The 19,641-nt window shown below is 70.6% G+C and carries 22 protein-coding genes; 12 read left to right on the top strand and 10 right to left on the bottom strand.

The features are described from left to right. The first annotated feature begins 329 nt into the window (after positions 1-329). A complete protein-coding gene (locus tag N8I87_RS39360; protein ID WP_263215716.1) occupies positions 330-2,492 on the top strand; it encodes an ATP-binding SpoIIE family protein phosphatase in 2,163 nt (720 codons plus the stop codon). Positions 2,493-2,535: 43 nt separating this feature from the next. On the opposite strand, the gene N8I87_RS39355 is transcribed toward N8I87_RS39360, so the two are convergent. Beyond that, positions 2,536-3,720 (bottom strand): beta-ketoacyl-[acyl-carrier-protein] synthase family protein, encoded by a 1,185-nt coding sequence (locus N8I87_RS39355; RefSeq protein WP_263215714.1) that lies wholly within the window; start codon positions 3,718-3,720, stop codon positions 2,536-2,538. Positions 3,721-4,441: 721 nt separating this feature from the next. Between N8I87_RS39355 and N8I87_RS39350 the strand changes: the two genes are divergently transcribed. Both N8I87_RS39350 and N8I87_RS39345 read left to right on the top strand, forming a co-directional pair. After that, positions 4,442-5,125, top strand: coding sequence for a LysE family translocator (locus N8I87_RS39350; protein ID WP_263215712.1), 684 nt, complete (start codon positions 4,442-4,444; stop codon positions 5,123-5,125). A gap of 81 nt (positions 5,126-5,206) precedes the next feature. Continuing rightward, positions 5,207-5,902, top strand: coding sequence for an HAD family hydrolase (locus tag N8I87_RS39345; protein ID WP_263215711.1), 696 nt, complete (start codon positions 5,207-5,209; stop codon positions 5,900-5,902). A gap of 275 nt (positions 5,903-6,177) precedes the next feature. On the opposite strand, the gene N8I87_RS39340 is transcribed toward N8I87_RS39345, so the two are convergent. Further along, positions 6,178-6,627, bottom strand: a complete 450-nt coding sequence (locus N8I87_RS39340) for a cupin domain-containing protein (protein WP_263215710.1) — start codon at positions 6,625-6,627, stop codon at positions 6,178-6,180. Between the two features lie 85 nt (positions 6,628-6,712). Continuing rightward, positions 6,713-7,009, bottom strand: a complete 297-nt coding sequence (locus N8I87_RS39335) for a hypothetical protein (protein WP_263215709.1) — start codon at positions 7,007-7,009, stop codon at positions 6,713-6,715. 389 nt (positions 7,010-7,398) lie between these two features. On the opposite strand from N8I87_RS39335, the gene N8I87_RS39330 reads away from it, so the two are divergent. The 6 genes from N8I87_RS39330 to N8I87_RS39305 all read left to right on the top strand — a co-directional run bounded on the left by N8I87_RS39330 (position 7,399) and on the right by N8I87_RS39305 (position 12,604). Beyond that, positions 7,399-7,725 (top strand): rhodanese-like domain-containing protein, encoded by a 327-nt coding sequence (locus tag N8I87_RS39330; RefSeq protein ID WP_263215708.1) that lies wholly within the window; start codon positions 7,399-7,401, stop codon positions 7,723-7,725. Between the two features lie 93 nt (positions 7,726-7,818). Beyond that, positions 7,819-9,015, top strand: a complete 1,197-nt coding sequence (locus N8I87_RS39325) for an NAD(P)/FAD-dependent oxidoreductase (protein ID WP_263216894.1) — start codon at positions 7,819-7,821, stop codon at positions 9,013-9,015. Positions 9,016-9,156: 141 nt separating this feature from the next. Continuing rightward, the gene (locus N8I87_RS39320) at positions 9,157-10,542 is read left to right on the top strand and encodes an MBL fold metallo-hydrolase (RefSeq protein WP_263215706.1); all 1,386 of its coding nucleotides are present in this window, start codon (positions 9,157-9,159) and stop codon (positions 10,540-10,542) included. A 136-nt stretch (positions 10,543-10,678) separates the two neighbouring features. After that, the gene (locus N8I87_RS39315) at positions 10,679-11,260 is read left to right on the top strand and encodes a rhodanese-like domain-containing protein (RefSeq protein ID WP_263215705.1); all 582 of its coding nucleotides are present in this window, start codon (positions 10,679-10,681) and stop codon (positions 11,258-11,260) included. Continuing rightward, positions 11,257-12,177: a sulfite exporter TauE/SafE family protein gene (locus N8I87_RS39310; protein ID WP_263215703.1), complete on the top strand. Its 921-nt coding sequence runs from the start codon at positions 11,257-11,259 to the stop codon at positions 12,175-12,177. Before N8I87_RS39315 ends, N8I87_RS39310 begins: the two co-directional genes overlap by 4 nt. Before the next feature lie 136 nt (positions 12,178-12,313). After that, positions 12,314-12,604, top strand: coding sequence for a hypothetical protein (locus tag N8I87_RS39305; RefSeq protein WP_263215701.1), 291 nt, complete (start codon positions 12,314-12,316; stop codon positions 12,602-12,604). Here the strand turns inward: N8I87_RS39305 and N8I87_RS39300 are convergent. From N8I87_RS39300 to sqr, 3 genes are read right to left on the bottom strand one after another with little or no spacing between them, the layout of a single operon-like run. After that, on the bottom strand, positions 12,595-13,068 hold the full coding sequence (locus tag N8I87_RS39300) for a DsrE/DsrF/DrsH-like family protein (RefSeq protein ID WP_263215700.1): 474 nt from the start codon (positions 13,066-13,068) through the stop codon (positions 12,595-12,597). The genes N8I87_RS39305 and N8I87_RS39300 overlap by 10 nt on opposite strands. A gap of 14 nt (positions 13,069-13,082) precedes the next feature. Next, positions 13,083-13,400 (bottom strand): TusE/DsrC/DsvC family sulfur relay protein, encoded by a 318-nt coding sequence (locus tag N8I87_RS39295; protein ID WP_263215699.1) that lies wholly within the window; start codon positions 13,398-13,400, stop codon positions 13,083-13,085. A gap of 19 nt (positions 13,401-13,419) precedes the next feature. Next, positions 13,420-14,661: a type III sulfide quinone reductase, selenoprotein subtype gene (sqr, locus tag N8I87_RS39290; protein WP_263215698.1), complete on the bottom strand. Its 1,242-nt coding sequence runs from the start codon at positions 14,659-14,661 to the stop codon at positions 13,420-13,422. 279 nt (positions 14,662-14,940) lie between these two features. Between sqr and N8I87_RS39285 the strand changes: the two genes are divergently transcribed. Next, positions 14,941-15,393, top strand: coding sequence for an OsmC family protein (locus N8I87_RS39285; protein WP_263215697.1), 453 nt, complete (start codon positions 14,941-14,943; stop codon positions 15,391-15,393). 150 nt (positions 15,394-15,543) lie between these two features. Further along, on the top strand, positions 15,544-15,915 hold the full coding sequence (gene trxA / locus N8I87_RS39280; protein WP_263215696.1) for a thioredoxin: 372 nt from the start codon (positions 15,544-15,546) through the stop codon (positions 15,913-15,915). Between the two features lie 51 nt (positions 15,916-15,966). Here trxA and N8I87_RS39275 read toward each other — a convergent pair whose 3' ends face one another. After that, positions 15,967-16,554 (bottom strand): rhodanese-like domain-containing protein, encoded by a 588-nt coding sequence (locus tag N8I87_RS39275; RefSeq protein WP_263215694.1) that lies wholly within the window; start codon positions 16,552-16,554, stop codon positions 15,967-15,969. Between the two features lie 81 nt (positions 16,555-16,635). Here N8I87_RS39275 and N8I87_RS39270 point away from each other — a divergent pair, with 81 nt between their 5' ends. Then, complete coding sequence (locus N8I87_RS39270; RefSeq protein WP_263215692.1) at positions 16,636-16,923, top strand: metal-sensitive transcriptional regulator; 288 nt, start codon at positions 16,636-16,638, stop codon at positions 16,921-16,923. A gap of 19 nt (positions 16,924-16,942) precedes the next feature. On the opposite strand, the gene N8I87_RS39265 is transcribed toward N8I87_RS39270, so the two are convergent. From N8I87_RS39265 to N8I87_RS39255, 3 genes are all read right to left on the bottom strand, one after another. Next, positions 16,943-17,689 (bottom strand): sulfite exporter TauE/SafE family protein, encoded by a 747-nt coding sequence (locus N8I87_RS39265; RefSeq protein WP_263215691.1) that lies wholly within the window; start codon positions 17,687-17,689, stop codon positions 16,943-16,945. Further along, entirely contained in the window at positions 17,686-18,078 is a 393-nt protein-coding gene (locus N8I87_RS39260; RefSeq protein ID WP_263215690.1) for a rhodanese-like domain-containing protein, read from the bottom strand. The genes N8I87_RS39265 and N8I87_RS39260 overlap by 4 nt, the downstream gene beginning before the upstream one ends. A 62-nt stretch (positions 18,079-18,140) precedes the next feature. Further along, complete coding sequence (locus N8I87_RS39255) at positions 18,141-19,502, bottom strand: MBL fold metallo-hydrolase (protein WP_263215689.1); 1,362 nt, start codon at positions 19,500-19,502, stop codon at positions 18,141-18,143. Positions 19,503-19,641 lie beyond the last annotated feature (139 nt).

Raw genomic sequence — 19,641 nt, 5'->3', positions numbered from 1 at the left:
TCACCGCGCCGCTCCCAAGCCGGCCGTGTCGGTGCAGATCAGTACGTCATGACAGCGGACCTGCCTGGACCTCCCCGTAGCCGACGGCGCCGGCGCCCAGTGTTCCTGCGGCTGTCGTCGCCTCCCGGCGGGCGACGGCCCCGGCGAGGTGAGCACCGCCCCACCGGCCACGGCATTCCTCACTCTCCGCGTTCACCGCGTGATCCGCTGATGTGGGCGAAGCGACTCCCGGTGTTATTCAATGAGGTATGCCGTCTGGGATCTCGGGCCCCGTCGCAGGGGTCCGAATACGGCCCCGGCGCTGCGCCGGGGATTGCTGAGAGAGCCGTATGGACTCCACACCCTCCCCTTCGTCCTCTTCCCCGTTCGAGCTGGTCAGCAGCGCTCTGGGGCGCTACATCCCGGGCGGCGGAGCGGCAGCGGCCGCCGGTCCTGCCGACGTGCAGGGCGACCGCACCACCAGCCGACGCGTGCCCGACGATGCGGCGGCCAGCCGGCAGGAGCAGATCCTCGGCGCGGTCAACCTGGACGGGGAGCTGAGAATCTGCCGCTGCAATCTGGACGCCCCTGTATTCGCGGGCCTGGACGCCGTGGTCGGGAGCCCTTTCGTCGATCTTCTGCCTCCCGGGGACGTACCGACGGTCACACGGCGGTTGCGGCAGGTCCTGGAAACCGGTGAGGCGCACGTCGCCCGGATCCAGCGCCTGCGGCGCGGCGACGGGTCCGAGCTGGTGGTCTCGCTGAGCATCCTGCCCGCCGCGGTGCCTCAGGAAGGCCTGACCGTCTCCGTGATCGCCATGGCCAGAAGGCTGCACCTGTACGCCGCCGAGACCGCGATCGGCACCTCGCTGGACATCGGCGAGACCGCGCAGTCGCTGGCGGAGTCCCTGCTGGCCTGGGGAGACGTGGCCGCCGTCGACCTCGACTTCGCCGTGTGGACGGGCGAGGGAGTCACCGAGCGGGCGCAGGGGCGCATCCGGCTACGGCGGGCCGCCCTGGTGCCGGACCGCGCGTGGCCCGAGGGCTATGTGACTCCGGGCGACGATCTTCCCAGCGACGCGAGTCGCCTGCTCGCGCAGGCGGTGCAGCGCGACGATGCACCGCAGGCCATCGTCATACCCGACCGGGAGGCGGTCGAGCGGGTCCTCGGCAGTCCGCGAGTGATGCGTGCCCTGGTGCCCGGTGACCGGTCGGCGGGTGTGGCATGCATACCGCTGGTCCTGGACGGCCCGCCGCCTGTCGTACTGGGCGTGGCGGAGGTCTGGCGGCGGGCGGACTCCCCCTTCCGCGACAGCGAGCTGTTCGACCTGCAGGAACTGGTGGCCAGGACCGTCCATCACGTCGACCTGGCCCGTCAGCACCAGCGCGAGCACACGCAGGTGCTGGCGTTGCAGCGCCGGCTGCTGCCCCGGACCGGCGGCGACACCATCGAGATCGCCAGCGTCTACCAGCCCGCCACCCCCGACAGCGCGGGCGTCGGCGGCGACTGGGTGAACAGTTTTCCGCTGCCGGACGGCCGTACCGCGCTGGTGGTCGGTGACGTCGTCGGGCACGGCCTGGGAGCCGCGGCAACCATGGGTCAGCTGAGCATGGAGGCCCGCGCGCTGCTGTCCGCGGGGCTGGCGCCCGACGAGGTGCTGCAGCACCTGGACGAGACCGTGACGCTGCTGGACGACTCGGAGTCCGGGCTGGCGGCCGGGTACAGCGCCCTCGGGTCGACCTGCTGCATCGCCCTGTACGACCCGGTCAGCCACGACGTGGCGCTGTCCAGCGCCGGCCATCTTCCCCCGATCCTGGTGTCCCCGGACGGGCACGCGGGCCCGCTCGCGGTCCGCCCTCATCCCGGGCTGGGCGCCGAGTTCGCGCTGCGGGAGCCGTTCGACGTGCACACGTTCGGCGCACCCCCGGGCTCCCTGCTCGCCCTGTACACCGACGGCCTGGTGGAGGATCCGGCCCTGTCGATCGACGAGGGCATCGGCAGGCTGGCGGACGTCGTGTCCACGGTGCACCCCTGGGACACCCTGCAGCAGGCCGCGCGGCGTGTCGTCTCCACGCTGGCGCCCGTGCACCAGCGCGACGACGTCACCCTGCTGCTCGCGCGCATGATCGGCTACCGCAAGGGGGACACCGCGACCTGGCGGCTGGCCGCCCGCTACGACGCACCCGCCCGCGCCCGCGCGCAGGTCTCCGCTCTGCTGCGGCAATGGCGCACCAAGGACGACACCCTGGACAGCGTGCCGCTGCTGATCAGCGAGCTGGTCACGAACGCGGTGCGCTTCGCCACCGGTCCTGTCACGGTACGGCTGATCAGGACCGGTCACGGCCTGCTGTGCGAGGTGGGCGACACCGGCAACGGCAGCCCACGTCTGGGCCGGGGCGGCCTCCTCGACGACGGCGGTCGTGGCCTGTACATCGTGCACAGGCTCACCACCCGGTGGGGGGTGCGGTGGACGGACACCGGCAAGGTGGTCTGGGCGGAAGTCGCGAGGTGACCGGTGATGCGGGTTGCCCCTTTGCCGGTGGCCCGGGCTCGTACTAGAGCCACTCCCCCTCCAGAGCGGTGGCCGTCAGGCCCGGTGCGGCCGCGTACAGGACGGCGCGGCTGCCTGACTTCTGCCCGGCGTCGTGCGCCCGCCGCATGATGTCGAACACGGCGGCGCCTCCGCGGTTGCCGCTGGTGTAGCTGTCCCGGCTGTAGTCCAGCAGCCCCGACGGCCACGTGTCGGGCATCGTCTGCTCCATGTACTCCAGCACCCGGGTCCCGCCGGGGTGCGCGAGCAGCACGTCGGGGTGCCAGGAGTCGGGGTCGTCCTGGTATCGGACGCGCAGCCACTCCCACATCGCGGTGACCGTCTCCTGTACGGCGCGCGGGCCGCGCCGGTCCATCACGAAGTGGGTGCCGTCCGACCGCGTTTCCAGGCGGTGCAGGTCGTGGGTGCCGGGCAGGGTGTGGTGCCAGGAGGCGTCCAGCCGCAGCATCGACTCGCGCCTCGGGCGGCCCGTGACCACCGCGGCGACCGCGGTGTCCGCGAACAGCAGCCTGACGATCAGGGACTCGAGGGTGTCGTCCGCGGGCTGGTAGGTCGTGCTCAGCGCCTCCGCGATCACGACCAGGACCACCCGGTCGGGGTCCGCGGCCACGAGGTCCGCCGCCAGCGCCAGGGAACGGGTCCCCGCGATGCAGGCCCACTGCGCGGCCGGCAGCAGCATCACGTCGTTGCGCAGCTGAAGCTTGTTGGCCAGGGAGATGTCCAGACCCGGCAGCGCCGGGGTGGTGGAGTGACTGGTGATCAGGCAGTCGATGTCCGAGGCGTCCAGCCCGGCGATCTGCAGGGCCCCGCGCGCCGCACGCTCTCCGTAGGACTGCACGGCCTCCCAGGCCGGCGCGGTGCGCTCCTGGACGGTCTGCGGCGCGGGTATCGCCTCGAGGGCGGCGATCGCCCGGTCCACGTCCTGCTGGGTGAACCCGTCGCGTGCCAGCGCCTCTTGGGCCGGCCCGACGCCGACAGCCTGCAGGGCGCTGCCCCTGCCCGGCGCGACGGCGGTCTCCAGCGGCAGCATCCACCCGCGGGTCTCGATGCCCGTACTCGCCGCGATGCCGTCGATCCGCGGCCCCCACGCCGCATGCGGGTGCCGGTCGCGCACCTCCGCCACGATCTGGCTGGTCTCCACGGCGTGCTCGCCGTGTATTACGGCAGGAGGACAGAGGTAAGCGGCCATAGCGGGGCACCTTTCCGGGGGAACAAGCAGGAATGTCACGAGTGCTGTGTCATGAGTCACTTTGGAACTTCGCGCCCAAGTGGTTGCCGATGGGCTCCACTTCGGGAGTCGGTGTCCGTTTTCGAGCATGGACGCTAAATGGACATTTCCGCTGTGATGCAGACAACTTAGGAAGCCCTCGAAATGCGTGACACGGCACACACCGCCGAAACAGGGGCGTCCTCAGAGCAGTTCCGCAGGCCCTATATGACACCTCGCCAGCCCGGGAAAGTGCCTGGTCATTGCCACCGCAGCCGGGGAGACGCCCATGACGGCCCGGGCAGCTCGCCCACACGGACTCCCTTCGACCGGGAAGAGGTGCACCGCGATCCGCAAGCCCTTCATCCTTGAACCAGTGGGAGTTCAGCCACCCGCAGACAGCACTCGGGCCAACAGGAGCCGATCAGGCGGCCGGAGCCGTCCGCACCACCTGCCGGCCAGCGCCGACCGGATCTACCGCAGCGACACCACCCCGGGCACCAAGACCACCACCGACACGATCAACGCCGCGATCTCCGCCGCACCCCCAAGCTCAAGGGCTGACGTCATCGCTCGATGACGTACCCCTGAGCACGCCATCCGCGAAGCTTGATGCGCGAAACCAAGCTGGATACCGTCATTCCTGCCCGATTTCGGGCAGAATCATGGACGTTCTGTGGTCTCCGGCCTAGGGTGACCAGTCATGATCACCTTGGCTGCGACAGAGACGTTCGCCCTGATCGTGGGGCTTCTCACGCTCACTCCCGGACTGGATACCGCCCTCATCCTGCGCACGGCGGCACTCGGGCACCGGCGTCGCGCCTGGGGCGTGGTCCTCGGCATCCAGAGCGGCACGCTGGTGTGGGGCACGCTCACTTCGCTCGGTGTCACCGCACTTCTGACGGCTTCCCACCTCGCATACGAAGCTGTTCGTTGGTGCGGAGCCGCGTATCTGGTGGGGATGGGCGGCAGGCTGCTGTGGGCCACCTGGCACCACTCGGCCAACGAGAGCCCGCGGACGGCGGGGGCCGCGGACACGACAGGGACCCGGACCGGGCGCGAAACCGAGGCCGTAAAAGGCATCAGCGACACCCTGCTCGGCGGCTGGCGCCAAGGGATCATGACCAATCTCCTCAACCCGAAGATGGGCGCCTTCTACGTCGCCGTGCTCCCGCAGTTCATTCCCACCGGCGCCCCGCACCTTGCTCTGGGCGTGCTCCTGGCCGGTGTGCACATCCTCCTGGCCGTCGTCTGGTCCTGCGCACTGATCGCATGCGCGCACGTGCTCCGAGACCGTCTGCAACGGCCTTCGGCCCGCCGCTGCCTCGACCGCATCACCGGCACGGTCATCGCCGCCTTCGGCGTCCGGCTCGCGCTCGGGCAGTGAGGCGGCCGGCGACGCACCGCAAGACCACCCGAGGGTTGCCACACGGCAATCCCGCATCACCCGAAGAAGAGGGACATCCGCATGTACGCGCTCCCCGCCGACACCGAGGCAGTGGTCTTCGACTGCGACGGCTTGCTGGTCGACACCGAAGCATGCTGGACCGTTGCGGAAACGGCCATCTTCGCCGCGCACGGTCATCCCTTCGGCCCCGAACAGAAAGCCCTCGTCATCGGCCGAACCGTGGAAGCCGCCGGAGAGGCCATGGCCCAGTACCTCGGACACCCCGGCGCCGGGGCCGAACTCGCCGCCGAACTCCTCAAAGGAGTCCGCAAGGAGCTTTCCCAAGGCGCCACAGCCCTCCCCGGGGCAGCCGAACTGGTGCGCGCCTGCCGTGCGGCCGTGCCCATCGCCGTAGCCAGCAACAGTCCCCGCGAACTGCTGGACGCGGCACTTCGGTCAGCCGGTCTCGACGACTGCTTCACCCAGTCGTTCGCCGCTGACGAGGTACGTTCCCCCAAACCCGCACCAGAGCTCTACCTCACGGCATGCGACACACTCGGTGTGGCCCCGAAGTGTTCCGTCGCCTTCGAGGACTCGGCCACGGGCATCGCCTCGGCGCGTGCTGCCGGGCTCCACGTCGCGGTCGTACCGTCCCTTCCAGGAGTCGACCTCGACCACGACTGGCTGGGCACGAGCCTGGCCGAACCCGAACTGCGGGAGTGGGCCGGGGAACTGGGGCATGGCACCACGCGGGCGGGGATGTACCGATCGGGCTGATGCATCGTCAGAACCCGGCGTAGGCCGAGCCGGTGCGGTTCTGCGGCTCGTCGTCGCCGGGCGCAGGGCGAGGAAGCGACACGCGGGCCAGTCGGCCAGGTCGTGGGGCTTGACGTTCCGGGTCACATGCACGGATCCATCCTGCGGTCGGCGACGAGACGGCGACATGGGTAAGACCACTCATCGGAACCTCGCCACCTACTCATGCCCAGATCATTGCGCACGTCGCTGCGAACTGGCATCCGAAGGCAGCACCAGCCGAGGCGACGGGAATGCTAGTCCTCGGGCAGCAGGTGGAAGTCCTCGAATCGAAAGCCCGGCGAGACCACACAGCTCACCAGCACCTCTTCGTCGCCCACTGGGCTCGCGGCCTGCCAGCACCCCGCCGGGACCAGGGCCTGGGGGTGCTGTCCGTTCGCGATGTCGGGGCCCAGGATCACTGTCGAAGGATGCTCGTTCGGCTTCTCCCCTGTGCCTCCCAGCCGGAGATGCAGCGGACCTCCACGGTGCCACAGCCACAACTCCGGCGAACGCACCTTGTGCCAGCGGGACTCCTCGTCGGGAGGCAACAGGAAGTAGATGGCCGTACAGATGGGCCGGCTGCCGGGGTAGTTCTCCGGGTGAACGATGGTCTCGCTGCGCCAGGTCTCCTTGTACCAGCCGCCCTCCGGGTGTGCGGTCATATCGAGCAGTCGAGCCGTCTCGGGCTGGGGCCGGCTGGTCACTGGGGGCTTCCCCTCTCGTGGACTGTCTTCCTGTTCGTCGGTTCGAGAACTGACGCGACTGCACCGAGTATGCCCGCAACAGGAATCAGCGGCTGATGTCCTTGTGGCCGGGGCAATCCGGCTGCACGGCGTCCCGACCGCCGGCCGAGGCGGCACGTGCCGCACCGCCCTGCTCTGCGACAGCCGCTTCCCCGTCGCCGCCCGCGTGGGAGGAGATGACTACGAGACCGACCGCTCCGGGGTCGGCGATGTCCGTGGCGGCCCGGCAGCCTTCGTCCCCGTCTGTTTTCGCCGGGATGGCGATGGCGGTATCGCCACCGTACTGTCGGCGGTACGGTGACAGTTTCTCGATGGCTGCGTCGATCGTCAGTCGGTCCGGCACGGGCGTCGCCTCTCCTGCGGTTGGCTGTTGCCTCTCACCTTCACCGGTGGCTGCCGGCGTTGCGAGGTAGGACCGGCTGTTGGAGGGAGCACGGCCGGGCAGCGTGGCCAGGGGGTGTCGTCAGTGGCCTCGCCGTCGTCCGAGGAGCTGATCAGCGCCCACGGCGGCACGGTCACCGCGCCCCCGGACCGGGCGGGCGGATGCCGATGATGCGGATGGTCTGCGGCTGCCCAGAGCTGCCCCACAGGGATCACGACCGGTTCCCGGCCCTGGCGCCCAGCCGAGCGTCACCTCCCGACCAGATACCCCCTGGGGTATTTGACGCTCCTCACCGATAGCCGTACTCTCGGCGGAGAGATACCCCCGGGGGTAATTGAGGAGGCAACTAAGTGGCTCGTGATGTGACGCCGGAGGCGTTCGCGGCGGCCTGGGCCGACGGTGCGCTCGTCGTCGACGTACGGGAGGCGGACGAGTACGCGGCCGGGCACGTCCCCGGCGCGCGGCTGATGCCGCTCCACACCGTGCCAGCCCGGTACGACGAGCTGCCCGCCGACCGGCCGGTGTACGTGATCTGCGCCCATGGCAACCGCAGCAGGACCGCCGCCGACTGGATGACCTCCCGCGGCATAGACGCCTACTCCGTGACGGGCGGCACCGGCGCCTGGGCCGGCGGCGGACGTCCCCTCGCGGCCGGTTCGCACGAGCACGCCGCCTGACCCCCGTCCGGCACCCGCCACCCGCGCACCCGCGCACCCGTCAGCTGGAAAGGAGCGCCGCCTTGGCCGCCACCCTCCCCCGCCGACGCACCGATCTCCGGCCGCCACCGCGTCGCCGTCATCGGCGGCGGCAGCGCCGGCGTCAGTGTCGCCGCCCGCCTGCGCCGCGCCGGCGTCAACGACATCACCCTGATCGAACCGTCCGACACCCACTGGTACCAGCCGCTGTGGACCCTGGTCGGCGGCGGCCAGGCGACCCTGAGCACCTCCCGGCGCCCCGAGGGGTCGGTGATACCGGACGGCGTGCGCTGGCTCCGCCGCCGCGCCCTGGCCGTCGACCCGGAGGCCCGCACGGTGACCCTGTCCGGCGGCGCCGAACTCGCCTACGAATACCTGGTGATGGCACCGGGACTCCAGCTCGACTGGGGGGGCGTCCCCGGCCTCGGCGAGGCCGTGGGCCACGACCGGGTGAGCAGCAACTACGCAGCCGAGTACGCCCCGCGCACCTGGGAGCTGATCAAGCAGATGCGCTCGGGCACGGCCGTCTTCACCCATCCGGCGACCCCACTGAAGTGCGGCGGCGCCCCACAGAAGATCGCCTACCTGGCCGCCGACCACTGGCGCAGGCAGAAGGTCCTCGACGACATCCGGATCGTCCTCGTCATCCCCGATCCGGCCATGTTCAAGGTGCCCGCGTGGTCACAGGTACTGGAGAAGGTGGCCGCCCGGTACGGCATCGAGGTGCGGCTGCGCTCCGAGATGACGGCCGTCGACGGTGATGCCCGCCAGCTCACGGTCACCGACCACGTCGGCGGCACGAAGGAAACCCTCGGCTACGACTTCCTGCACGCCGTGCCGCCGCAGAGCGCGCCCGACTGGGTCAAGGCGAGTCCGCTCACCGATCCCGCCAGCCCCCAGGGCTTCGTCGCCGCCGACAAGCACACGCTCCAACACCCGTCGTACGACAATGTCTTCGCGCTCGGCGACGTGGCAAATCTGCCCACCTCCAAGACCGGCGCGGCCGTACGCAAGCAGGCCCCGGTGGTCACCGCGAATCTGCTGGACGTGATGAACGGACGCTCGCCGTCACGCCGGTACGACGGCTACACCTCCTGCCCGCTGGTGACGGCCCGCGACCGGATGCTGCTCGCCGAGTTCGACTACGACCTGAACCCCACACCCACGTTCCCGCTGATCAACACGTTCAAGGAGCGGCGCGACATGTGGGTGTTCAAGCGGTACGTGCTGCCGCCGGTGTACTGGCACGGCATGCTCACCGGCCGCCTCTGACCAGCAGCCTGCGACCCGCCGGCCCGGGACATCCCCCGACCCGGGCCCGCCACCGTCCCCGCCCTCCGACAAGGGCGGACCAGACCCTTTTATATACCCCCCGGGGTAATCGAACCCATCCGCTGTGGAGGTCACCCGACCATGTTCTTCGCCCAGTACTACCTCGACTGCCTCTCCCAGGCGTCGTACATGATCGCCGACGAGACCACGGGCAAGGCCGTCGTCGTCGACCCGCGCCGCGACGTCTCCGAGTACCTAGCCGACGCCGCCGCCCACGGATTCACCATCGAGGCGGTCGTCAACACCCACTTCCACGCCGACTTCCTCGCCGGCCATCTGGAGCTCGCCGACCGCACCGGTGCCTGGATCGGCTACGGGCAGCGCGCCGAGGCCGAGTACCCCATCCGCAAGCTGACCGACGGCGAACGCATCAGCCTCGGCGACGTCCAGCTCCAGATCCTCGAAACCCCCGGTCACACGCCGGAGTCGATCAGCGTCCTGGTGTACGAGCACGCGGACGACACGGTCCCCTACGGCGTGCTGACGGGTGACGCGCTCTTCATCGGCGACGTCGGCCGCCCCGACCTGCTGGCCTCGATCGGCGTGACCGCCGACGAACTCGGCAGGATGCTCTACGACACCGTCCAGCACAAGCTGATGGCCCTCCCGGATGCCGTGCGGGTCTTCCCCGCCCACGGCGCCGGCTCCGCCTGCGGCAAGAACCTCTCCACCCAGCGTCAGTCCACCATCGGCCAACAGCGTGCCACCAACTACGCCTGCCGGCCGATGAGCGAGGAGCGGTTCGTGGAGCTGGTGACGGCGGGGCAGCCGTCCGCGCCCGCCTACTTCGTCTACGACGCCATCCTCAACCGCAAGGAGCACGGCCTGTTCGACGCGGCCACCGCACCCCGGCCGCTGTCGGTGGAGGAGTTCATGGAGCGGCGCGCGACGGGAGCGGTCGTGATCGACGCCCGTTCGCCGCAGGACTTCGCGCCCGGGTATCTGCGGGGCTCCGTCAACGTGCCCGCGGACGGCCGCTTCGCCGAGCAGGCGGGCATGGTCGTCGCCCCCGAGCAGGAGGTGGTCGTGGTCGCGCCACAGGATCGCGAGGAGGAGGTCGTCACCCGACTCGCCCGCATAGGCTTCGACAAGGTCGGCGGGTATCTGCGCGAGCCCGAGGGCGCCTTCCCCGCTCTGGCCGACGAGATGGAGCAGGCCAGCCGCGTGACCGGTGACGAGCTGCGCCAACTGCTGGACGGCGATGAACCACCGCTGGTTCTGGACGTGCGCAACACCTCCGAGCGCGAAGAGGGCTTCATCGAGGGCTCGTTGCACATCCCGCTGGCCGAACTGGGCCGCCGCATCGACGAGGTCCCGACCGACCGAACCCTGGTCGTGCACTGCGCCGGCGGCCACCGCTCCTCCATCGCCACCAGCCTGCTGCGCCACGAGGGCCGTACCGACGTCTCCGACCTGCTCGGCGGCTACGGCGCGTGGCTCGCCCTGCCCGCGTCGGCCGACGTCTGATCCACCCACGAACCGGGCGGCGGCCGTGGCAGCGGCCGCCGCCCGCCCCATCGAAAAGAACCCTTCACAGAAATCGCTTCACGGAAAGCGCTTCACAGAAGACAAAGAACGCTTCACGGACGACAGGGAACCCCCGATGACCCTCCATGCCGACACAGCACGCCTCGATCCCGCCACCCTGCGCCATCTGACCCAGTCCGGCCATGGCCCGCGTCTGCTGGACGTGCGCACGCCCGGCGAGTTCCACACCGCCCACATCCCCGGCTCCTACAACGTCCCCCTCGACACCCTGCGCGAGCACCGCGCCGAACTGCTCCACCACCTCGACGAGGACGTGGTCCTCATCTGCCGCTCCGGCGCCCGTGCCGCCCAGGCCGAACAGGCCCTCGCCGAGGCCGGACTGCCCAACCTGCGTGTCCTTGACGGCGGCGTCATGGCATGGGAGTCCGCCGGCGGCGCGCTCACCCGAGGGCCTGAGCGCTGGGACCTGGAGCGCCAGGTCCGGCTCGTCGCCGGAAGCCTGGTGCTGGTGACGGGCGTCGCGGGCCTGTTCGTGCCCGGACTGCACCTGATCGGCACGGCCGTCGGTGCCGGGCTGGCCGTCGCCGCGCTCACCAACACCTGTGCGATGGGCATGCTGTTGTCGAAGCTGCCCTACAACCGCGGCCCACGCACCGACCTCGACACGGTCGTCGGCGCCCTGCGGGGTGCGTCATGATCGCCGTCATCATCGCCGCCTCCCTGCTCATCGGCGTCAGCCTCGGCGTCCTGGGCGGCGGCGGATCCATCCTGACCGTGCCCATTCTGGTCTACCTGGCCGGTATGGAAACCAAGGAGGCCATCGCCACCTCCCTGTTCGTCGTCGGCGTCACCAGTGCCGCCGGGGTCGTCTCGCACGCCCGTGCCGGACGCGTCCGCTGGCGTACGGGGCTGCTGTTCGGTCTGGCGGGCATGACCGGCGCCTACGCGGGCGGACGTCTGGCCGAGTTCGTCCCCGGCACGGTCCTGCTCATCGCGTTCGCCCTCATGATGATCGCCACCGCGGTCGCCATGATCCGGGGGCGGAGGCGGGCGCCGAAGAAGGTCCATCACGAACTCCCCGTCCTCCACGTCCTGTTGGACGGCATCGTCGTCGGCCTGGTCACCGGGCTGGTCGGCGCCGGTGGAGGCTTCCTCGTCGTGCCCGCGCTCGCGCTGCTCGGCGGCCTGCCGATGACGGTCGCGGTCGGCACCTCATTGCTGGTCATCGCCATGAAGTCCTTCGCGGGCCTGGCCGGCTACCTCGCCAGCGTGCACATCGACTGGGGCTTCGCCGCGCTTGTCACGGCGACGGCCGTGGTCGGCAGCGTGCTCGGCGGTCTGCTCGCCGGACGCATCCCGCAGGACGCGCTGCGCAAGTCCTTCGGCTGGTTCGTCGCCGTCATGGGAGTGTTCGTCCTCAGCCAGCAGATCGGCACCGACCTGCGCCACACCCTGCTGACCAGCCCCTGGACATGGGCCTCCGTGGCCGCGGCTGCCGGCATCGCCCTCAGCTGGTACATGCTGAGGCGCTCGGGACGATCGCCGCAGCGGACGAGCGACGCCCCGGCGATGCCGGACAACGGAAGCCAGGACCGCCTCGCCACCCGTCCGTGAACGGACGCCCGCAGCCCCGCGCCGGGGAACAATGCGGCCTCGCCTGACGCTGTCACTTATACCCCTCTGGGTATTCAGATCGCAGACAACAGCCGAGGGGGGACCGTCACCGACCCGGCGGAGGAGCGTGAGGACCATGACGACGGCAGGACGTGAGAGGCCCCTGACGAGCGAGGACAGCTGCGTCGTGACCACCTGTGGGCGCAGGATCGCCGTGCGGTATCTGCGGCTCGCGTCCACGGACCGGCCCATCGGCCGGGTCACCCTGGACGTGGGCCGCGACCAGGGCGGCGAACCGGGCGTGTGGGCGGCGCTCACCTCCGACGAGGCGCGTGACCTGGCCCGCCTGCTCCTTCTGCAGGCCGGCCTGGCCGAGCACGACGCCGCCTCCCACGAGGCAGGGGCCTGCCGGTCGGCTCAGGTGTAGATGATCTGGCCGCCGGCCGCACGCTCGTAGAACTCCCCGACCGTGATGATCCCCTGGACCTGCTCGATCAGGTCGTCCTTGTCGAGTTCGAAGAGGTCCGCGGATGCCTTGCAGGCATAGATGCCCGCGCCGGTGTCGGCGATCATCTCGATGAACTCGGGGATCGGCGGGATGTCGAGCTTCTCCATCTTGCGTTCCATGTACCGGGTGACCAGGTCCGGCACGCCCGGCATGCCACCCAGCAGGGTCGGCAGGTGCAGGCCCGGATTGCCCACGGTGGCCAGCTTGATGTGCTCCCACCGCTTCTTCGTGATCGCGTCCAGGCCGAAGAAGGTGAAGAACAAGTCGGCCTCGATGCCCTCGGCACGGGCGCCGTTGGCCATGATCAGGGCCGGGTAGATCCCTTCCAGGGACCCCTTGGAGACGATGATCGAGACCTTCTCGATCGTTGCGGTGTCGGCCATGACGGGCACCCTCCTCAGATGCAGCCGCGGGGCTTGGGAATCCCGGCGATCTTCGCGGCGGTCTTCGCCGGGCCCTTCGGGAAGAGCTGGTAGAGCTCCTTGACGCTCACGCCGGAGGTCTTGCCGAGCACCCGCACGGTAGGGCCGGTGCCCTTGGCCGCGTACTGCTCGCGCATGAAGCGGATGACCGTCCAGTGCCGGTCGGTCAGTTCACCGATCCCCTGCTCGCGGGCGATCTGCTCGGCCATCGGCTCGGTCCACCGCGCGGGGTCGGTGAAGAAGCCTTCGTCGTCGACGGGGACGGCGGTGTCGGCGTAGGTGGCGGTGGGCATGACGGTGTGCTCCTCTCGGTCAGGCGGACACATGGTGCTTGCCGCGCTCGGGCATGGCCGAGCCGATGCCGGGCACTTCCCGGCCGGGCAGCAGGCTGTGCCAGTACAGCCACTCGAAGGCGAGCTTGCCGAGGTGGCTCGCGTGCGACTCCTTCAGCAGTGGCAGGCCGACCGGGCCCGGGAAGTGGCCGGGCAGCGGCTCGGTGTCGTAGTTGAAGTCGATGAGCAGGGCCTTGTGGAAGCCGGTCTCCACGAAGCAGTTCGTGTGTCCGTCGAACGAGGCGTCCAGCGGCTGTCCGGCGAGGAAGCGCCCGATGTTGCGCACCAGCACCTCGCCCTCGAAGTGGGCCACCGAGCCCGCCTTCGACGCCGACAGACCGGCCGCGTCGCCGATGGCGAACACCTCGGGGCGGTCCGGGTGTTGGAGGCTGTGCGGGTCGACGGGGATGAAGCCCAGCTCGTCGCCCAGCCCTTCGGAGCGGCCCACGTACGCCGCGCCGGCGTGCAGCGGCACGACCACCGCCAGATCGAAGGGCACCTCGCGCTCGTCGTACGACACCAGTCGGCCCCCGGCACCGTCGACCTCGCCGAGCGTGAACTCGGTGACCAGCTCAACCCCCTTCTCCTTGAGCAGACCGCCCAGCGCCTTGGCCGCGACCGGCTTCGTGAAGGCCGCGTCCAGCGGGGTGACGTATGCCAGCTCGACCCGGTCCCGGATGCCTCGCCGCTGGAAGTACCAGTCGGCCAGGAACGCGAACTCCAGTGGTGCGACGGGGCACTTGACCGGCAGATCCGCCACGTCGATCACCACGCGTCCGCCGTCGAAGCGCTCCAGCGCGTCGTGCAGACCGGTCGCGCCGGGCAGGTCGTAGAAGGTGAAGACCTTCTCGCCCCAGCCGGGGCCGGTCAGGCCTTCGGTCTCCTCCGGCACCAGCGTCGCTCCGGTGGCGACCACGAGGATGTCGTACGACACCCGGATGCCCTCGGCGAGGTGCACCGTGCGCGCATCCAGGTCGACCCGCTCGATCCGCGCCTGCTTGTAGTCGACGGCCGCGTCCAGTTGCCGGGGACGGGACCGCACGAGGTGGCGCGGCTGGGCGAGCCCGAACGGCACGAACAGCAGGCCGGGCTGGTAGAGGTGGTCGTCGTCCTGGTCGACGACCGTGATCCGGTACTCGCACCGGTCATACAAGCGACACAGGCGGTTCGCCGTCATGGTGCCGGCGGTTCCGCCGCCGAGAATCACGATGTGTTTGCCCATGTCCCCACTGTCGTACGGAAGACGACAGCCGGGCATGGGCCTCTCGTCCCTACTCGGTACCCACCCGGGTATGTCTTCGGCCGGGACCACCGGCCCCGGGAGTCCGCTCATCCGCCGCGAACACCCTGGAAAAATACCCCGTAGGGTATATCAGTGAGACAATGAACGCGAGGGCCGAAACGGTCCTCGGCACACCCTGTCGGCCCCTCGCCCCACCCCCGTGCTCAGTGGTCGACTGGATTCCGGAGCAGCCGACACCAGCGAGAAGGACACTCGGCCATGACCGGCACCACACCGCACACCCTCAGCACGAACCGCCCGCAGTCCGCGGCCGTGCACCGTCTCGAGGTCACCCACGTCGAGCAGGACGCCTACACGGTGGACGTCCGAGGACACCGCCTCCAGGTCGACCAGCCGCCGGAGGCCGGCGGCATGGACACCGCACCCACACCGACCGAGCTGTTCGCGGCATCGCTGGCCACCTGCGTCGCGTTCTACGCGGGCCGCTACCTGCACCGGCACGGGCTCCCCCGCGCCGGCCTGCGCGTCCGCACGGAGTTCACCCTGGCCACCGACCGCCCGGCCCGGGTCGCCTCCCTGCACGTCGTGGTCGTCCCGCCGCCGGAGCTGCCCGAAGAGCGCCGTGCGGCCCTGCTGGCCGTGGCCTCGCACTGCACGATCCACAACACCCTCCACCAGCCGCCGGAGATCGACATCGCGCTGGAGCCCTGAGCCGATCCCTTCAGCCACCACTGGTCTTGGTCACTGGTCTTGGTCCGCGCGGAACAAACCCGACCCGGCAGCGGTTGACCTCAAGAGATACCCCACCGGGTATACACCAGATACCCGACCGGGTATATGCGCAGGAGGAGAGGGAAACCCATGCCGACCGTCGAACTGACCAAGGACAACTTCGAGGAGACCGTCACCGGCTCCGACATCGTGCTGATCGACTTCTGGGCGGCCTGGTGCGGACCGTGCAAGATGTTCGGCCCGGTCTACGAGAAGGCGGCCGAACGTCACCCGGACATCGTGTTCGGCAAGGTCGACACCGAGGCTCAGCCCGAACTCGCCGCGACCTTCCAGATCTCGTCCATCCCCACGCTCATGGCGGTCCGGGACCGGACCGTGCTGTACGCCCGGCCGGGCGCCCTGCCGCCGCAGGCGCTGGAGGAGCTCATCGGCAAGGTCCGGGCCGTCGACATGGAGGACGTGCGCCGGCAGGCCGCCGCGGGTGCGGCGGGCGGGAACTGAGGGCTCAGGGCACCCACGGCGTGCTGCGCGGGTGCCCTGGAGCGCGAGGGTTCAGCGGCTGCGGAGAGCGGCGAGCGTGGCCTCCAGGTCGGCCTCGCGCGGGCGGTTGTGCGGCAGCTTGCCGAGCATGACGGCCATGCCGCAGGTGTTCGTCAATGCGGAGAAGACCAGGCCGCCCGCGATACCGGCCGAGATCAGCAGGAGGGCAGGGTGCACGAGCACGCCCAGGACGAGGCCCAGGAGAACGGCTGTGCCGGCGGTGAAGCGCACCTGGCGTTCCATGCTCCAGCCGGCACGGGTGTCGCAGGCAGCCGGTGTGTGCAGGTCGTGCCCCTCGGCGGCCCAGGCACCGGTGCCGCCGGCCAGGGTCGCCGTGGCGATGCCCTGTGCGGCCAGGAGCGCGCAGGCGTTCTCAGAACGAGCTCCGGAGGCGCACACGACGAGGACGTCACCGCGCTCGGCCGCGTCCCGGATGTCCGGCAGGGCCCGCCGGATGTGGTCCAGGGGGATGTTCAGCGCCCCGGGCAGGTGACCCGAGGCGTACTCGGCGGGCGTGCGCACATCGATGACCGTGAACTCGTGCAACCGGGTGCGGGCCTGGTCGGTGGCGAGTGTGACGGGAGCGGGGGAGTTGGTCATGGCAGCTGTGATCCTTAATGGTCGACGTCGTCCCGAACCGGGACGTACAGTACCCCTAGGGGTATCTTTCGAGGAGTGATCGTGGAACTGGAGCTTGAGGGTGCGGGACTTAAGGCCGTGCTGAACCGGCTGCGCCGGGCACAGGGGCAGATCTCCGGGGTGATCCGGATGATCGAGGAGGGGCGCGACTGCGAGGACGTCGTCACGCAGCTCGCCGCCGCCTCGCGCGCGCTGGACCGCGCCGGTTTCGCGATCATCGCGACGGGCCTGCAGCAGTGCGTGACGGACATGGAGTCCGGCCGCAAGAACGGTGAGGACCCTGAGGCGATGCGGGCCCGGCTGGAGAAGCTCTTCCTGTCGTTGGCGTGACCATGTCTTGAGGTTGGCCTCACGCGACCGCGTCGATCAGCATGAAGCCGGCCACGGCCAGCAGCGCCAGGGCGAAGATCCGCTGAAGCGTTGGCCCGGAGACCTTCGCGGACAGCCGCTTGCCGTCCCAGGCGCCGAGGATCGCGGCTCCGATGAAGGGGCCCACCACCGCCCAGTCCAGCCCCTCGACCGTACCGGCCCGGGTCGCCAGCGCGGCCAGTGAGTTGACGGAGATGACCAACAGGCTGGTGGCCACCGCGTTGCGCATCCGCATGCCGAGCACGCCCACCAGCGCCGGTACGGCGAGGAAGCCACCGCCGACACCGAGGACGCCGGTGACCGCGCCGAGCCCGGCACCGGCCGCCGCGGCCCGCCCCGGCCGCACCGTCACGGTGCCCTCCGCAGCGGGCCCGGAACGTAGCATGCGGACGGCGGCCGCTGCCGCGACCACGGCGAACGCCGCCGTCAGTGCGGCCTCCGGGACGCGGGCGGCGAGCGCGCCGCCCAGCATCGCCGGGCCGATCCCGGCAGCCGCGAACAGCAGCCCCGTACGCCACCGCACATGCCCGTCGCGGGCATGCGCGACCAGCGCGGTGACCGAGGTGAGCGTGACGATGACCAGACTCGCGGTCGTCGCCCCGACCGGGCTGAAGCCGAGCAGGTAGATCAGCGCGGGGACGGCAAGGACGCTGCCGCCGCCCCCGAGCGCGCCGAGCGCCAGGCCGATGACCGCTCCGGCGGCCAGGGCGAGTATGACCGCGCTCACGCGACGGTGCCGTTACGGCCGCGTTCGTCCAGCACCGGCAGACCCGCGTCGGCCCAGTCCCGCATCCCGCCGATCACGTCCACGGCCTGGGAGCCGCGGGCGACGAGCAGTTCGGCTGCCTGTCGGGAGCGGTTGCCGGAGCGGCAGATCACGACCAGGGGCCGCGCCTGCGCATGGGCGGGCAGCCCCGCCCCGGCGGCCAGCGCGGACAGTGGCAGGTGCACGGCTCGCGGCGCGTGCCCCGCCTGCCACTCGTACGGTTCGCGCACGTCCAGCAGCACGGCGTCACCGCTGTCATCGGCGCCGTGCCCGGTGCGCGCGGCCGCCTCCTGCACGCTGACGCGCCCAGGGCCTCGTCGGCTTCGTAGGCCTCGTCGGAAGATGCTCATCTGGGTTTCTGGCTCCTGTGTCCCATGTCGGTACGGAAGTTCGGCCGCTGCGCCCGGCGCTGTCAGGCGGTCCGGACGGTGAGTCCCGCCTTCTCCGCCGCGTCGAACGAGTCGTCCACGGCGACGACGTCCCGGCCCGTGGCGTCCAGCAGGGAGGCGGCGATCGCGGCGCGCATCCCGCCCGCGCAGTGGACCCACACCTCACCCTCGGGAACCTCGTCGAGGCGGCGGTGGAGGGTATGGATCGGGATGTGGACCGAGCCCTCGACGTACGCGCCGGCCCGCTCCGACGTCCGGCGCACGTCCAGGAGGACGACGTCCTCGGATCGCCCGGCGAGGTCGGCGAAGGTTCCCCTCGGGAAGGAGGCCGGCACCTCGCCCTCGCGCGTCCAGTCGGCAGGCCCGCCCGTGGCCGCGGCGGCCGGGCGGTCGATACCCACCCGCACCAGCTCACGCTGGGCTGCGGCGAGCTGCTCGGGCGACTCGGCGAGCAGGGTGACCGGCTTGCCCCAGGGGATCAGCCAGGCCAGATACGTGGCCAGTTGCCCCTCCGCCTCGAAGTTGAACGAGCCTGCGAGGTGCCCCTCGGCGAAGGCGACCCGATTGCGCAGGTCCACCACCCACTCCCCCGCACCCAGCCGGGCGGCTATCTCCTCGGCGTCGGCCAGGGCGGGCGGTGTCAGATCGACGGGCGCAGGTCCGGCGGCGTTGGCCGGGCCCATGTGCGCGTAGTAGGCGGGGACGTCGTCCAGGCCGGCCAGCAGATCGGCGACGAAGGTGTCGACGTCCCGGGTGAGGGCCTCGTTGGACACCTTCTCCTTGCCGATGGTCGTGGCACTGCCCTCGGCCTGGGAGGACGAGCAGAAGCTGCCGAACCCGTGGGTGGGCAGCACGGCGGTCTCCTCGGGCAGCTCGGCGGCCAGCCGATGCGCGGAGGCGTGCTGGGCGCGGGCCAGCCCCTCGGTCAGCCGGGGCTCGACCAGATCGGGGCGGCCGACGGTGCCGATCAGCAGCGAGCCACCGGTGAACACCGCGGCCGCCGTGCCGTTCTCCTCCAGCACGTAGGAGGTGTGGTGGGGGGTGTGCCCGGGCGTGGACAGCGCGCGCAGGGTCAGGCCGGCCTCGGGGTCCACATCCGTACGGTCGCCGTCGTGCACCGGTACGCGGTCGAAGGCGACGCGGGCTCCGGCGGGAACGAGGTAGGCGGCGCCCGTGACCCGGGCGAGCTCCAGTCCGCCGGTCACGTAGTCGTTGTGCAGGTGCGTCTCGACGACGTGCGAGATCCGCACCCCGCGCCGAGCGGCCGCCGCGATCACCTGGTCGAAGTCGCGCGGCGGGTCGACGGCCACGGCCGCGCGCTCACCGCCCGCGAGATAGCTGCGGTTGCCGAGCCCCGACACCTCGATCGTGTCGATGAAGAACACGAGGTACTCCCTTCCGGTGATTGATTACCCCAGGGGGTATACATAGGAAGGTAACATGAGTACCCCAGGGGGTATTTCCAAGGGCCGGGAAGGCCCGGAAATACCTCATGAGCACGTCACACCCGGCCGGACACCCGCC

The sequence above is a fragment of the Streptomyces sp. HUAS 15-9 genome (assembly GCF_025642155.1).
Classification (GTDB): Bacteria; Actinomycetota; Actinomycetes; order Streptomycetales; family Streptomycetaceae; genus Streptomyces.
This window is presented reverse-complemented; position numbering and strand designations above follow the sequence as displayed.

What these genes read in the sequence shown, in the direction of transcription:
- N8I87_RS39315 (WP_263215705.1), top strand. Translation starts at nt 10,679, where the DNA reads ATGACCCTCCATGCCGACACAGCACGCCTCGATCCCGCCACCCTGCGC.
- N8I87_RS39320 (WP_263215706.1), top strand. Translation starts at nt 9,157, where the DNA reads ATGTTCTTCGCCCAGTACTACCTCGACTGCCTCTCCCAGGCGTCGTAC.
- N8I87_RS39300 (WP_263215700.1), bottom strand. Translation starts at nt 13,068, where the DNA reads ATGGCCGACACCGCAACGATCGAGAAGGTCTCGATCATCGTCTCCAAG.
- N8I87_RS39305 (WP_263215701.1), top strand. Translation starts at nt 12,314, where the DNA reads ATGACGACGGCAGGACGTGAGAGGCCCCTGACGAGCGAGGACAGCTGC.
- N8I87_RS39360 (WP_263215716.1), top strand. Translation starts at nt 330, where the DNA reads ATGGACTCCACACCCTCCCCTTCGTCCTCTTCCCCGTTCGAGCTGGTC.
- trxA (WP_263215696.1), top strand. Translation starts at nt 15,544, where the DNA reads ATGCCGACCGTCGAACTGACCAAGGACAACTTCGAGGAGACCGTCACC.
- sqr (WP_263215698.1), bottom strand. Translation starts at nt 14,661, where the DNA reads ATGGGCAAACACATCGTGATTCTCGGCGGCGGAACCGCCGGCACCATG.
- N8I87_RS39275 (WP_263215694.1), bottom strand. Translation starts at nt 16,554, where the DNA reads ATGACCAACTCCCCCGCTCCCGTCACACTCGCCACCGACCAGGCCCGC.
- N8I87_RS39285 (WP_263215697.1), top strand. Translation starts at nt 14,941, where the DNA reads ATGACCGGCACCACACCGCACACCCTCAGCACGAACCGCCCGCAGTCC.
- N8I87_RS39355 (WP_263215714.1), bottom strand. Translation starts at nt 3,720, where the DNA reads ATGGCCGCTTACCTCTGTCCTCCTGCCGTAATACACGGCGAGCACGCC.
- N8I87_RS39260 (WP_263215690.1), bottom strand. Translation starts at nt 18,078, where the DNA reads ATGAGCATCTTCCGACGAGGCCTACGAAGCCGACGAGGCCCTGGGCGC.
- N8I87_RS39345 (WP_263215711.1), top strand. Translation starts at nt 5,207, where the DNA reads ATGTACGCGCTCCCCGCCGACACCGAGGCAGTGGTCTTCGACTGCGAC.
- N8I87_RS39310 (WP_263215703.1), top strand. Translation starts at nt 11,257, where the DNA reads ATGATCGCCGTCATCATCGCCGCCTCCCTGCTCATCGGCGTCAGCCTC.
- N8I87_RS39350 (WP_263215712.1), top strand. Translation starts at nt 4,442, where the DNA reads ATGATCACCTTGGCTGCGACAGAGACGTTCGCCCTGATCGTGGGGCTT.
- N8I87_RS39295 (WP_263215699.1), bottom strand. Translation starts at nt 13,400, where the DNA reads ATGCCCACCGCCACCTACGCCGACACCGCCGTCCCCGTCGACGACGAA.